Below are 13,556 nucleotides of genomic sequence, written 5' to 3'. Positions count from 1 at the left end.
GGTGCACTCGACAGGATTCGAACCTGTGACCGCTCGGTTCGTAGCCGAGTACTCTATCCAGCTGAGCTACGAGTGCATTTGTTGCCGCGCATTATAGGCCGTTTAATCTCTATGTCAAACACTTTTTCTAGTAATTTCAACAACTTACCGAAGAAGCCAGATTACAACGTACTACGCAAATAATGGCGGAGAACGGGGGATTCGAACCCCCGACACCCTTTTGAGGTGTACTCCCTTAGCAGGGGAGCGCCTTCGGCCACTCGGCCAGCTCTCCGCAACACGGGGCGTATATTAACCAGCTTCTTCCCCGTTTGCAAACATAAAAAACGATAAAAATTAATGGCTTGGTTCTTCGTCCTTCTCTTTCTTGATACGCAGGTAAATTTCCTCCCGGTGAACAGCCACCTCTTTCGGGGCATTAACACCGATGCGCACTTGATTTCCTTTGACGCCGAGCACGGTCACGGTGATTTCGCCATCACCGATAATCAGGCTTTCTGCGCACCGACGAGTCAGAATCAGCATACCTTTCTCCTCACGCATTTCATTTCAGGGACAACAGTCTGCAAAAAAAAGGCACTCGACCCACAACCGGAGCGGTCGCAGCCCTACATGCCTGAGTATTGACTAGCGCGAGCAAAAGAACAGGCTCGGGGGGGGCACGCCATTCAAAAAAACAAAAGGCGCGGTCAGACCGCGCCTTTTGGCAAACGCATCACTCGCCCTGGCGGGCCGGTGCGTCCAGTTCGAAAGCCGTGTGCAGAGCGCGCACAGCCAGTTCCAGATACTTCTCTTCGATCACTACGGAGACTTTGATTTCCGAAGTCGAGATCATCTGGATGTTGATGCTTTCCTTGGCCAGGGCCTCGAACATGCGGCTGGCGACGCCTGCGTGAGAACGCATGCCAACGCCGACGATCGACACCTTGGCGATCTTGGTGTCGCCCACGACTTCACGGGCACCCAGCTCGCCAGCGGTTTTTTCCAGCACGGCTTGCGCCGCCTGGTAGTCGTTGCGGTGCACGGTGAAGGTGAAGTCGGTGGTGTTATCGTGCGCGACGTTCTGCACGATCATGTCGACTTCAATGTTCGCGGCACTGATCGGGCCGAGAATCTTGAATGCAACGCCCGGGATATCTGGCACGCCACGGATGGTCAGCTTGGCTTCATCGCGGTTGAAAGCGATACCGGAAATGATCGGCTGTTCCATGGTTTCCTCTTCATCGATAGTAATGAGGGTGCCCGGACCCTCCTTGAAGCTGTGCAGTACGCGCAGCGGAACGTTGTACTTGCCGGCGAACTCGACCGCACGGATCTGCAACACCTTGGAACCGAGGCTGGCCATTTCCAGCATCTCTTCGAAGGTGATCTTGTCCAGGCGCTGAGCCACGGACACCACACGCGGGTCGGTGGTGTAGACACCGTCGACGTCGGTATAGATCTGGCATTCGTCAGCCTTCAGGGCTGCTGCCAGCGCCACGCCGGTGGTGTCGGAACCGCCACGACCGAGGGTGGTGATATTGCCGTGCTCGTCGACGCCCTGGAAACCGGCGACCACTACCACACGACCCGCTTTCAGATCACCGCGAATCTTCTGGTCATCAATCTGCAGGATACGCGCTTTATTGTGAGCGCTATCCGTCAGAATCCGCACCTGGTTGCCGGTGTAGGACACCGCCGGCACGCCACGCTTGATCAGTGCCATGGCCAACAGGGCAATCGTCACCTGTTCACCGGTGGAGACGATCACGTCCAGTTCGCGCGGAACCGGTTGACCGTCGCCACTGATTTGCTTGGCCAGATCGATCAGACGGTTGGTTTCGCCGCTCATTGCAGACAGCACAACCACCAGGTCATCGCCGGCATCGCGGAATTTCTTAACCTTGTCGGCGACCTGCTCGATTCTCTCGACAGTGCCGACCGAGGTGCCTCCAAATTTCTGTACGATCAAAGCCATTTCAAAGCCGCCTCTGCCCATGAAGGGCGCCCAAATAATCACTCAAACAGCATTGCGGCCCGCCACTAGACTGCGAGCCGCAAGTACTGCCTTATAGACCCTGCTCTACAAACGGAACGGTCAGGGCCAGTGCCGCATCCAGTGCGCCGGCGTCGGTACCGCCGCCTTGCGCCATGTCTGGACGACCACCACCCTTCCCGCCCACTGCCGCAGCGGCTTGCTTCATCAAATCACCGGCTTTGAGTTGGCCAGTCAGGTCTTTGGTTACGCCTGCAACCAGAACGACCTTATCCTCATGGACACTGCCGAGCAGGATCACTGCGCGGCCGAGTTTGTTTTTCAGTTGATCGACCAGCGCCAGCAGCGCCTTGCCATCCTGACCGTCCAGACGCACGGCCAGCACTTTCACGTCCTTGACGTCCAGCGCCTGGGCCGACAGATCGTCGCCTGCGGCACTGGCAGCCTTGGCTTGCAACTGCTCGAGTTGCTTTTCCAGCAGACGGTTGCGCTCCAGCACAGCCGACAGCTTGTCGATCAGGTTATCGCGGCTGCCCTTGACCAGGCTGGCCGCTTCCTTGAGTTGTTCTTCCGCCGCATTCAAGTAGGCCAGCGCTTGCGCACCGGTGACAGCTTCGATACGACGCACACCCGATGCCACACCGCCTTCGCTGATGATTTTCAGCAGGCCGATGTCGCCGGTACGGTTGGCGTGGATACCGCCGCACAGTTCGACGGAGAAATCGCCCATGCTCAGCACGCGCACGTTGTCGCCGTACTTCTCGCCGAACAGCGCCATGGCGCCTTTCTGCTTGGCGGTTTCGATATCGGTTTCTTCGGTTTCAACTTCGGAGTTCTTGCGAATCTCGGCGTTGACGATGTCTTCCAGCGCTTTGAGCTGTTCAGGCTTGATGGCTTCGAAATGGCTGAAGTCGAAGCGCAGGCGCTGACTGTCGACCAGAGAGCCTTTCTGCTGAACGTGATCGCCCAGCACCTGACGCAATGCGGCGTGCAGCAAGTGAGTCGCCGAGTGGTTCAGCGACGTCGCGTGACGCACTTCGGCATCAACATGAGTCTCGACCGGAGCACCCACAATCAGGCTACCCGAATCCAGCACACCGTGATGCAGGAACGCACCGCCGGTCTTGGTGGTGTCGCGCACGTCGAAACGCGCAGCGCCAGCCTGGAGGAAGCCGCAATCACCGATCTGACCACCGGATTCGGCATAGAACGGCGTCTGGTTCAGAACGACCACACCCTCTTCGCCTTCATTCAACACGTCGACCGATTGCCCGTCCTTATAGAGAGCAACGATCTTTGCCGAACCGCTGTGAGCGGTGTAACCGGTGAACTCGGTGTCCACATCGACCTTGACCAGGCTGTTGTAGTCCATGCCGAAGGAACTGGCGGAACGGGCACGGACGCGCTGGGCTTCCATCTCACGTTCGAAACCTGCTTCGTCGATGGTCAGGCTGCGCTCGCGAGCGATGTCGCCGGTCAGGTCCATCGGGAAACCGTAGGTGTCGTAGAGCTTGAACACCACGTCGCCCGGCACCACGTCGCCCTTGAGCTCGGCCAGGTCCTGCTCGAGGATCTTCAGGCCCTGTTCCAGGGTCTTGGCGAACTGCTCTTCTTCGGCCTTCAGCACGCGTTCGATGTGCGCCTGCTGGGATTTCAGTTCCGGGAAGGCTTCGCCCATCTCGGCGACCAGGGCCGCGACGATCTGGTAGAAGAAGCTGCCCTTGGCGCCCAGCTTGTTACCGTGACGGCAGGCGCGACGGATGATCCGGCGCAGCACGTAGCCGCGGCCTTCGTTGGACGGCAGTACGCCGTCGGCGATCAGGAAACCGCAGGAACGGATGTGGTCAGCCACGACTTTCAGGGAAGCCTGAGCGTCGTTGGTGCAGCCGATGGCCTTGGCCGATGCGTTCAGCAGGCTCTGGAACAGGTCGATTTCATAGTTCGAGTGAACGTGCTGCAGCACCGCACTGATCCGCTCCAGGCCCATGCCGGTGTCGACCGACGGCGCTGGCAGCGGGTGCAACACGCCATCGGCGGTGCGGTTGAACTGCATGAACACGTTGTTCCAGATCTCGATGTAACGGTCGCCGTCTTCTTCCGGCGAGCCCGGTGGGCCACCCCAGATGTCGGCGCCGTGATCGTAGAAAATCTCGGTGCAAGGACCGCACGGGCCGGTATCGCCCATGGTCCAGAAGTTGTCGGAGGCGTACGGCGCGCCCTTGTTGTCGCCGATGCGCACCATACGCTCGGCCGGAACCCCGATTTCCTTGGTCCAGATGTCATACGCCTCGTCATCGCTGGCGTAGACGGTGACCCAGAGCTTTTCCTTCGGCAGGTTCAACCACTTGTCGGAGGTCAGGAAATTCCAGGCGTAGGTGATCGCGTCACGCTTGAAATAATCACCAAAGCTGAAGTTACCCAGCATTTCAAAGAAGGTGTGGTGACGGGCGGTATAACCGACGTTTTCCAGGTCGTTGTGCTTGCCGCCGGCGCGCACGCATTTCTGGCTGCTGACCGCGCGGGTATACGCGCGCTTTTCCTGGCCCAGGAAGCAGTCCTTGAACTGGTTCATCCCCGCGTTAGTGAACAGCAGGGTTGGGTCGTTGCCCGGAATCAAAGAGCTGGAGGCTACACGGGTGTGGCCTTGCTCTTCGAAGAAGCGAAGGAAGGCTTCACGGATTTCTGCGCTTTTCATTAGGTTCTTCCACGGAGGCTGCGGCCAAAGGCCTGTTCGAAACGTCAACAGACGAAGCGACGGCAAAGGGCCGCATTATATCGGCCCTGCGCGCGGGGTACAGCGTGTTTATACGATAGAAACGGTCAATTGGAGCGCTAACGCTATCACTTGCGCGAAAAGTCGACGAATGTCGCGACGACTTGCCCGATTTGCGCACGGCTGACGTCCATGTGCGTGACCATGCGCAGACGCGCGGCGGCACTGAGCTTGATCCCGCGCTCAGCGGCAAACGCCTTGAGCGCCTCGGCCTTGTCGCCCATCTGCACGTAAACCATGTTGGTCTGCACCGGTTCGACCTCGAAGCCCGCCCCGCGCAGGCCTTCGGCCAGCAATTGCGCGTTGGCGTGGTCGTCTGCCAGGCGCTCTACGTTGTGATCCAGCGCATACAGGCCTGCCGCCGCCAGAATCCCGGCCTGGCGCATGCCGCCACCGACCATTTTACGCAGGCGCCGAGCCTTGCCAATCAACTCGGCCGAGCCGCACAGCACCGAACCGACCGGTGCGCCCAACCCTTTGGACAGGCACACCGAGACAGAATCGAAATGTTGGGTGATTTCCCGGGCATCCACCCCCAGCTTCACTGCCGCGTTATACAAACGTGCGCCGTCCAGGTGCAACTGCAAGCCATGCTCGCGGGTAAAACTGCGTGCCCGCGCCAGGTATTCCAGCGGCAGGACCTTGCCCTGCATGGTGTTTTCCAGCGCCAGCAACCGGGTGCGGGCGAAGTGGAAGTCATCCGGCTTGATCGCCGCCGCGACGTGGGCCAAGTCCAGCGAACCATCGGCCTGCACTTCCAGCGGTTGCGGCTGGATCGAACCGAGTACCGCTGCACCACCCCCTTCGTACTTATAGGTGTGGGCCTGTTGACCGACGATGTACTCGTCACCGCGCTCGCAATGAGCCATCAACCCCAGCAGGTTGCTCATGGTGCCGGTCGGCACGAACAGCGCCGCGGCAAACCCCAGGCGCCTGGCCAGTTCGGCTTCCAGGTGATTGACCGTCGGGTCTTCGCCATACACGTCATCGCCAGTGGTGGCGTTGGCCATCGCGTCGAGCATGCCGGCGGAAGGTTGAGTGACGGTGTCGCTGCGAAGATCGATAACGCTCATGAATCTGGCCTCGGTAAGCAGGGGAAATCCCTTTCAGGAAAGAATTACTGCGGGCATGGCGACGATTAATCAACCCTTGCGCAGGAAAAGGCCGATTAAACCAACGGGAAAGTCGATGACAATCATCCAAAAGGGGCCATGCGCGTACCGCAAATATGTGATAAAAACGCTGCGCCGCCAAACATTCCGGCGGCAAAAACGTTCTCAGGGCGGGGTGCAACTCCCCACCGGCGGTAATTGCGCGCAATGCGCATAGCCCGCGAGCGCTTGGTGACAGCACGGCTTCGGCGGTGCCTGGCAACAAGGTCAGCAGACCCGGTGTGATCCCGGGGCCGACGGTCATAGTCCGGATGAAGAGAGAACGGGATTGCCAGCAAAGGGCCGTCCGCCGGCATTCGTGCGAGCGTGCGTACCCTTGAATCCCCTTCGATTCATAACGCCCTGTTTTTCACACAAACAGGAGTCAGAACATGCAACCCACCGCAATCGACAGCAAAAGCAAACACCACCACGGCGAGCGCGTTGCGTTCATCCAGGCCTGCTGGCACAAGGATATTGTCGACCAGAGCCGTAAAGGCTTCGTCGCCGAAATGATTGCCCAGGGTTATCAGGAGTCCGACATCGATTTCTTCGAAGTCGGCGGTGCCTTTGAAATGCCCCTGCACGCCAAGCTGCTGGCCAAGACCGGTCGTTATGCCGGCATCGTCGCCGCGGCCCTGGTGGTGGACGGCGGGATCTACCGTCACGAGTTCGTCGCCCAGTCGGTCGTCAGCGGCCTGATGCAGGTTCAGCTGGAAACCGAAGTGCCGGTGTTCTCGGTGTCCCTGACCCCGCACCACTTCCATGCCGGCGAAGAGCACCAGAAGTTCTTCTTCGAGCATTTCGTGCATAAAGGCCAGGAAGCGGCGAAGACGTGTGCGGATACGTTGTCGAAAATCCGTGCGCTGCGCCGCACTGAACCGCGTGCCGTAGCCGTCTAAACACCGCCTCTCCCTGTAGGAGCGAGCTTGCTCGCGATGGTCGTCAACGATAACGCGGGAAGCCTGGCACCCCGCGGCGTTTTCAGATTCATCGCGAGCAAGCTCGCTCCTACAGAAGAGGTTAAATGCCGTAATCAGACCAGGTTTTCGTCGGTGGTCGGCACGATCAGGATGCCGGCACGCAGGCCATTCTTCACCTTGGGGTTCGGGAAAATGATCCGGGCGCCCTCTTCCTCGATGATCCAGCGGGTATTGGCGATGTCTTCCGCCAACAGATAACCCACATCCAGTTCGGAAAAATTCTCGATGTCCGCCGGCAGGTTCAAGCGGAAGCTGTCGCTGTGCTTGATGATTTCCCGTGCCACGCTGTACAGCTGCAAACCGTCCAGTGCCGCTTCCGTCAGTTCCGGCTCGGCACCTTCGATGATCTGCTTGAGGCGTTCCTCCAGCAGCGAGACATTGACCCCAGCGTTTTGTCCGAACGGCCGTGCCTTGCCGAGCTCCAGGGTGAAAGCCTCTGCACCGAGCTTGTCGTAGGTGTAGGCGCTGAACACGATGGACGGCTTGTTCTGCAGCAACACCGCTTCCATGCCGGCGGCGCGCAAGCGAGCCAGTTCCAGGCGCGAATGCTGGCGCCCTTCCTTCCAGGGGTACAACGCGAACTGCTCGACTTTCGAGCCACGGATCGCGGTATGCAGGTCGTAGTGCAGACGCTGGCGATCCGGCACGCTGAAGAAACTCGCGGCCAGGCGCTCCAGTTCACAGGCGCGCAGGGCTTCGGAACCGCTGCTTTGTTCGTGACGGCCATTGAATAGCCGATTGACGTCCTGTTCGATGAAACGCTCGCCTTTGCGAATGGCTTCGGGGTTGCCGAACAGGAACAGAATACGTGCGCGCGGCTTCAAGTCGCCGCGGGCGATGTCATGCAACAGGCGATCGAGCAACTCGATCGGCGCTGTTTCGTTGCCGTGGATCCCCGCTGACAGCAGCAGGTCCAGGCCATTGTCACGCGCTTCGGGCGGCCGGACTTCCAGCGCACCTTCGCTCAACCAGCGCATGCGCACGCCTTCGACAGTCAGTTGAGTCTTCTCCGCCGGTTCACGACCGGCGAGGGTCAGTTCAAGCAGTTTGCCGAGGGCGAGCATAGAGCGGTTTCCTTAATGATCGTGGTTGCAATCCGGGCCGTGAACGTGTTCCTCGTCGGTGAGGTCGGCAGGTTCCATCTCCAGTTGCAGACTTACCAGATTAGTCGCCAATGGGCGCAGCAACAGGTTTGCGTATTCGGCATCGCCTTCTTCGACGTCCACGCCGATCAGCAGTTGGCCGCGGCCATCGTGCTGGATCCACAGCTCTTTGCCTTGCCACATGACCGCAACGCGGGTGCAGGAAGTTTCCAGTTGCGTGCCGTCAGTGTCTTCAAGGATCAGCTGCAGTTTGTCGCTCATGTAATTACGCTCTCGTTTGAGATGAAGCGACGCGCCGCCATGCGGGGCAGCGCGCCGTCGATCAATTGATCTGGAATGGATAAACCGCGCCCAGTTTAAGGATTTGCGTCAGTTCATCCAGTGCCGTCCGGCACTCAAGCAGCAATTGCGGGTCCGCCAGATCGTTTTCGGTCATGCGGTCGCGGTAATGCTTCTCGACCCATTCGGTCAGAGTGCCGTACAACGGTGCCGTCATGATAACCCCTGGATTGACGGCCGCCAGTTCGGTTTCGTTGAGTGCGACACGCAACCGCAGGCAAGCCGGGCCACCGCCGTTCTGCATGCTCTGCTTGAGATCGAAGACTTTCACTTCGCGGATCAGGCCGCCGGAGCTGGTCAACCCCTGCAAGTACTGCCAGACACGCTCGTTGCCACGGCATTCTTCCGGCACGATCAACAGCATGGAACCGTCAGGACGTGACAGCAGCTGGCTATTGAACAGGTAGGAACGAACCGCGTCCTCCACGCTTACCGCGGAACGCGGTACGCAGACAGACTGAAATTTCCCACCGACCTTGGCGAGTTTGCTCTGCAATTCGGCCAGCATCTGCTCGGTCTCGAGGAAAGCGTCCTCGTGATAGAACAGCACTTCCCCGTTGCCGACGGCGATCACGTCGTTGTGGAACACACCCTGATCGATCACCGACGGGTTCTGCTGCGCGTAGACCACGCCGTCATCGCTCAAGCCATGCAAACGGGCAACGGCCTGTGACGCTTCGAGGGTCTGGCGCGCCGGGTACTTCTGCGGAGCCGGGTAGCGCGTGTCGAACGCGCTGCGGCCGAACACGAAGAACTCGACGCCGGCTTCGCCGTACTCACGGCAGAAACGCGTGTGGTTGGCCGCGCCTTCGTCACCGAACTGCGCCACGGCCGGCAGGGCGGCGTGGTGGGCGAAGTGTTTCTGGTCAGCGAACATCGCCCCCAGCACGCGGCTGGTAGTCGGGTGTTCGATGCTGCGGTGATATTTGCAGTTGAGGTTGGCGGCGGTGAAATGCACCCGGCCATCAGCCGTGTCAGCGCTCGGGCTGACGGTGGCGGCATTGGCCACCCACATGCTCGAGGCCGAGCAACTGGCCACCAGCAGCGGCATCGCGTCTTTGGCAGCGCGTTCGATCACTTCAGCGTCGGTGCCGCCGAAGCCCAGGCGACGCAGTGCGGCCACATCCGGGCGCTCTTGCGGTGCCAGTACGCCCTGCTGGAACCCCATTTCCATCAGCGCTTTCATTTTTGCCAGGCCTTGCAGCGCCGCTTCCTTGGGGTTGGAGGACTGCTGGCTGTTGCTCTGGGACGCGACGTTGCCGTAGGACAGGCCGCCGTAGTTATGGGTCGGCCCCACTAGACCGTCAAAATTGACTTCATAGGATTTCATCAGCGAGGCTCCACGAAAATCTGTTGTTATAGGCTTCAGGTAACAATTGAGTAAGACCGGGTCGCGGCCTTCGCGAGCAAGCCCTCTCCCACAGGTTCAGCAGTGTTCACACATTTTGTGTTCGACGCAGTCCTTGTGGGAGCGGGCTTGCTCGCGAACGGGCGCTACGCCATCTTCACGCCCGGCGTGAGGGCCGCAGGCAATACCAGGCTTGGCGTTTCCAGCGAGGCCACCGGGTACGCGCAGTAATCTGCTGCGTAATAGGCACTGGCGCGATGGTTGCCCGAGGCGCCGACGCCGCCGAATGGCGCACTGCTTGCCGCACCGGTCAGTTGTTTGTTCCAGTTGACGATACCGGCGCGGCTTTCCAGCCAGAACTGCTGGTAACGCGCTTCGGAGTCCGACAGCAGACCGGCGGCCAAACCGTAGGCGGTGTCGTTGGCTTCAGCGATCGCCCCTTCAAAATCAGCGTAGCGGATCACTTGCAGCAACGGGCCGAACAGCTCTTCGTCAGGACGATCGGCGACGGCGGTCACGTCCAGAATACCCGGGGTCAGCAGGGCCGACCGGGCCTGTGGCTGGGTCATTTCCAGCAGTGCCACGGCACCATTGGCCAGCAGATGTTCCTGGGCATCCATCAGTGCTTTCGCTGCACCGAGAGACACCACCGAGCCCATGAACGGCGCCGGTTGCTGATCGAAGGCACCGACTTCAATAGTCGCGCTGACCGCCACCAGGCGCGCCAGCAGCGAGTCGCCCCAGGCGCCCTGCGGTACCAGCAAGCGGCGGGCACAGGTGCAGCGCTGGCCGGCGGAGATGAACGCCGACTGAATAATGGTGTACACCGCGGCATCGAGGTCGGCGACCTGATCGACCACCAGCGGGTTGTTGCCGCCCATTTCCAGCGCCAGGATCTTGTCCGGACGACCGGCAAACTGCTGGTGCAGGTGATTGCCGGTACGGCTGGAACCGGTGAAGAACAGACCGTCGATGCCCGGGTTCGCCGCCAGGGCGATGCCGGTTTCCCGAGCACCTTGCAGCAGGTTCAATACGCCAGCCGGCAGACCGGCTTCGATCCAGCACTTGACCGTCAGTTCGGCCACTTTCGGCGTCAGCTCGCTCGGTTTGAACAGCACGCTGTTACCCGCCAGCAATGCCGGCACGATGTGGCCGTTCGGCAAGTGACCCGGGAAGTTGTAAGGACCAAACACCGCCACCACACCGTGGGGTTTGTGGCGCAGTACGGCGGTGGCATCGCCCAGCGGGCCGCTCTTCTCGCCGGTACGCTCGCGGTAGCTCTGCACCGAGATGGCGATCTTGTTGACCATGCTGGTCACTTCGGTCGCCGCTTCCCACAAAGGCTTGCCGGTTTCTTCACCGATGGTGCGGGCCAATTCGTCAGCATGAGTCTTCAGCGCGGCCGCAAAGGCTTCCAGCACCGAGATACGTTCTTCCAGGGTGCGCCGCGCCCAGCCCGGGAACGCCTGACGCGCCGCTTGCACAGCCGACTCGACCTGAGCGGCGGTGGCACCGACGCCGGACCACAGCACCTGCTGGCTCACCGGGTTCAGCGACTCGAAGGCTTCGCCCTGACCGGCCAGCCATTCACCTGCGATGTAAAGCGACTTCATTATTTCGACTCCCGAGCTGCGGACAACGCCACGGCGCGCACTTGATCGCCAGCGTTGAGTTGAAGACGTTTGGCGGTCAGCGGGTCGACCACCAAAGTACCGGCGGCCAGACGTGCCGGAGCGGCAGTGATGCGGCAGTCTTCGCGCTTGCGGTTGTGAATGATGAATGGCGTGGCGTCGTCGCCCGGCGTGCCAACGGCCAGCACCAGCGCCTGGCTGTCACGCACGGCGCGGATCTTGCCGGTTTCGCATTCAATGGCCGGGCCGGCGTCGAAAATGTCGACGTAGCCCTGGTAGCTGAAACCTTCGCTCTTGAGCATGGCCAGCGCCGGCTCGGTGTCCGGGTGAACCTGGCCGATGACGTTACGCGCATCCGGCGACAGGAAGCAGGTGTACAGCGGGAATTTCGGCATCAGCTCGGCGATGAACGCCTTGTTGCCCACGCCGGTCAGGTAGTCGGCCTGGCTGAATTCCATCTTGAAGAAGTGCCGGCCCAGGCTTTCCCAGAACGGCGAACGCCCGGCTTCGTCGGAAACACCGCGCATTTCGGCAATGATCTTGTTGCCGAACAGCTGCGGGAACTCGGCGATGAACAGCATCCGCGCCTTGGACAGCATGCGCCCGTTGAGGCCGCTGCGGTAATCGGCGTGCAGGAACAGCGAGCACAGCTCGGAGTTGCCGGTCAGGTCGTTGGCCAGGAACAGCGTCGGGATTTCACGATAGATGTTCAGCTCTTGCGAAGCGCTGACCGTCAGACCGACCCGGAAGTTGTACCAGGGCTCACGCAGGCCGACGGCGCCGGCGATGGCGGAAATGCCCACCACACGAGCGTTGTCGTCTTCGAGGACGAACAGGTAGTCCGCATCGCCCCGCCCGGCTTCGCCGCGAAAGGTCTTCTCGGCCCAGCCGACCCGATGGGCCAGCCGCTCTTCATTGGCCGGCAAGGTAGTCAGGCCGGTGCCGGTGCTGCGGGCCAGGTCGATCAGAGCGGGTAAATCGCTGCTGCGTACGGGACGAACGATCATGCTATCTCCTCAAACGGGCCGCTTGCGCCACCCGTGAAACTTCGCTGCTTTCTAGGCAAAACTCTCTGGCGATCAGAGCAGGCGTCAAACCGCTACCAGGCGCACGCTGGCACCTTCACCGACGCCCAGGGCTTCGGCCGCTTCCAGATCCAGGGTCACCGGTTTACCCGGCGCGTAGTCAAGCTCGAGCATGACGGCGCGGTAGTCCTGCAACTGGGCATTGGCAACCAGATACTGGCGACCGACGCCTTTGACCGGCTCGCCAATCTTCACCGGCACCACACGGCTCTGGGCGATCGAACGGATCCCCGAGACACGGGCATGCAGGGTCGGGCCGCCATCGAAAATGTCGATGTAGTGATCGGTCTCGAAGCCTTCGCGCATCAGGATGTCGAAGGTGATCTGCGCCCGCGGGTGCACCTGGCCCATCGCTTCTTGCGCGGAGTCCGGCAGCAGGGGCACGTAGATCGGGTAATGCGGCATCAGTTCGGCGAGGAACGTACGGCTCTTCAGGCCGCACAGACGCTCGGCTTCAGCGTAGTTGAGGTCGAAAAAGTTGCGGCCGATGGCGTCCCAGAATGGCGAGTCGCCGTTTTCGTCGCTGTAACCGACGATCTCGGTCACCACGGAATCGGCAAAACGCTCCGGATGGCTGGCCACGAACAGCAGGCGACCACGGGAGTTGAGCTCCGACCACGGCGAACCCACCAGATCGCGCTGCACGTAGAAACTGGTCAGCAAGCTGTTGCCGGTCAGGTCGTGGCACTGCGAGAGCACGTGGATCTTGTTGTGAATCTTCAGCTCGCGGGAAGCGTGCACGAACGTTTCGTTGCGGAAGCTGTAGAACGGCTCTGAGTAACCGGCCGACGCCACGATGGCCGAGCAACCGACCAGTTTGCCGGTGGCAGAGTCTTCGAGGACGAAGAAATAGCTTTCCTCACCGTTGAAGCTCACTTCGGCGGCAAACGAGGCTTCGCTTGCTGCGATCTTGTCGCTCAGGCGCTCAACGTCATCCGGCAAGGAAGTGACACCAATCGGACTGTCCGCAGCCAGACGCTGTACCTCGCCCAGATCAGCCATTTGCGCGGGGCGCATCACCAGCATGGTGTCACTCCTTTTTCTAAAACTCTTTGAGGAAAAATAACCGGGTAGTCATTGAAAACACTCGGACTGATGTGGGAGCGGGCTTGCTCGCGAAGGCGGTGCGTCAGACAGCAACGATGTTGACTGATACACCGCCTTCGCG

General features: G+C 60.6%; 11 protein-coding genes, 2 tRNA genes and 1 riboswitch. Of the genes, 1 reads left to right on the top strand and 12 read right to left on the bottom strand.

The window, feature by feature from the left end:
• Positions 1 to 2: 2 nt before the first annotated feature.
• The 6 genes from ACCD00_RS27915 to ltaE form a co-directional block, all read right to left on the bottom strand.
• Positions 3 to 76: transfer RNA gene (locus ACCD00_RS27915), tRNA-Arg, on the bottom strand.
• 107 nt (positions 77 to 183) lie between these two features.
• Positions 184 to 274 (bottom strand) — tRNA-Ser (locus tag ACCD00_RS27910).
• Positions 275 to 336: 62 nt separating this feature from the next.
• Positions 337 to 525 carry a carbon storage regulator CsrA gene (gene csrA, locus ACCD00_RS27905; protein ID WP_002554426.1) on the bottom strand — a complete coding sequence of 63 codons (189 nt, stop codon included), beginning with the start codon at positions 523 to 525 and terminating at the stop codon, positions 337 to 339.
• A gap of 190 nt (positions 526 to 715) precedes the next feature.
• Positions 716 to 1,957, bottom strand: a complete 1,242-nt coding sequence (locus tag ACCD00_RS27900) for an aspartate kinase (RefSeq protein WP_057399075.1) — start codon at positions 1,955 to 1,957, stop codon at positions 716 to 718.
• A 91-nt stretch (positions 1,958 to 2,048) separates the two neighbouring features.
• Entirely contained in the window at positions 2,049 to 4,670 is a 2,622-nt protein-coding gene (gene alaS / locus ACCD00_RS27895) for an alanine--tRNA ligase (RefSeq protein WP_085717169.1), read from the bottom strand.
• Between the two features lie 146 nt (positions 4,671 to 4,816).
• A complete protein-coding gene (ltaE, locus tag ACCD00_RS27890; protein WP_413428478.1) occupies positions 4,817 to 5,821 on the bottom strand; it encodes a low-specificity L-threonine aldolase in 1,005 nt (334 codons plus the stop codon).
• A gap of 196 nt (positions 5,822 to 6,017) precedes the next feature.
• Positions 6,018 to 6,188: riboswitch (FMN riboswitch) on the top strand.
• Between the two features lie 103 nt (positions 6,189 to 6,291).
• On the opposite strand from ltaE, the gene ACCD00_RS27885 reads away from it, so the two are divergent.
• Positions 6,292 to 6,801, top strand: coding sequence for a 6,7-dimethyl-8-ribityllumazine synthase (locus ACCD00_RS27885; RefSeq protein WP_413428477.1), 510 nt, complete (start codon positions 6,292 to 6,294; stop codon positions 6,799 to 6,801).
• A gap of 134 nt (positions 6,802 to 6,935) precedes the next feature.
• On the opposite strand, the gene astE is transcribed toward ACCD00_RS27885, so the two are convergent.
• The 6 genes from astE to aruF form a co-directional block, all read right to left on the bottom strand.
• Entirely contained in the window at positions 6,936 to 7,946 is a 1,011-nt protein-coding gene (gene astE / locus ACCD00_RS27880) for a succinylglutamate desuccinylase (protein ID WP_413428476.1), read from the bottom strand.
• A 12-nt stretch (positions 7,947 to 7,958) separates the two neighbouring features.
• Positions 7,959 to 8,246 (bottom strand): hypothetical protein, encoded by a 288-nt coding sequence (locus ACCD00_RS27875; protein ID WP_057399070.1) that lies wholly within the window; start codon positions 8,244 to 8,246, stop codon positions 7,959 to 7,961.
• Between the two features lie 61 nt (positions 8,247 to 8,307).
• Positions 8,308 to 9,654, bottom strand: coding sequence for an N-succinylarginine dihydrolase (gene astB / locus ACCD00_RS27870; protein WP_413428475.1), 1,347 nt, complete (start codon positions 9,652 to 9,654; stop codon positions 8,308 to 8,310).
• 164 nt (positions 9,655 to 9,818) lie between these two features.
• Complete coding sequence (gene astD, locus ACCD00_RS27865; RefSeq protein WP_413428479.1) at positions 9,819 to 11,288, bottom strand: succinylglutamate-semialdehyde dehydrogenase; 1,470 nt, start codon at positions 11,286 to 11,288, stop codon at positions 9,819 to 9,821.
• Entirely contained in the window at positions 11,285 to 12,310 is a 1,026-nt protein-coding gene (astA, locus tag ACCD00_RS27860; protein ID WP_008004226.1) for an arginine N-succinyltransferase, read from the bottom strand. The genes astD and astA overlap by 4 nt, the downstream gene beginning before the upstream one ends.
• Positions 12,311 to 12,394: 84 nt before the next feature.
• The gene (gene aruF, locus ACCD00_RS27855; RefSeq protein WP_007971023.1) at positions 12,395 to 13,414 is read right to left on the bottom strand and encodes an arginine/ornithine succinyltransferase subunit alpha; all 1,020 of its coding nucleotides are present in this window, start codon (positions 13,412 to 13,414) and stop codon (positions 12,395 to 12,397) included.
• Positions 13,415 to 13,556: the final 142 nt, after the last annotated feature.

It is taken from the genome of Pseudomonas sp. Pseusp3 (assembly GCF_047304225.1).
GTDB classification, from domain to species: domain Bacteria; phylum Pseudomonadota; class Gammaproteobacteria; order Pseudomonadales; family Pseudomonadaceae; genus Aquipseudomonas; species Aquipseudomonas fluorescens_CD.
Note: the sequence above shows the minus strand (reverse complement) of the source record. Positions and strands in the feature narration are given on the sequence as shown.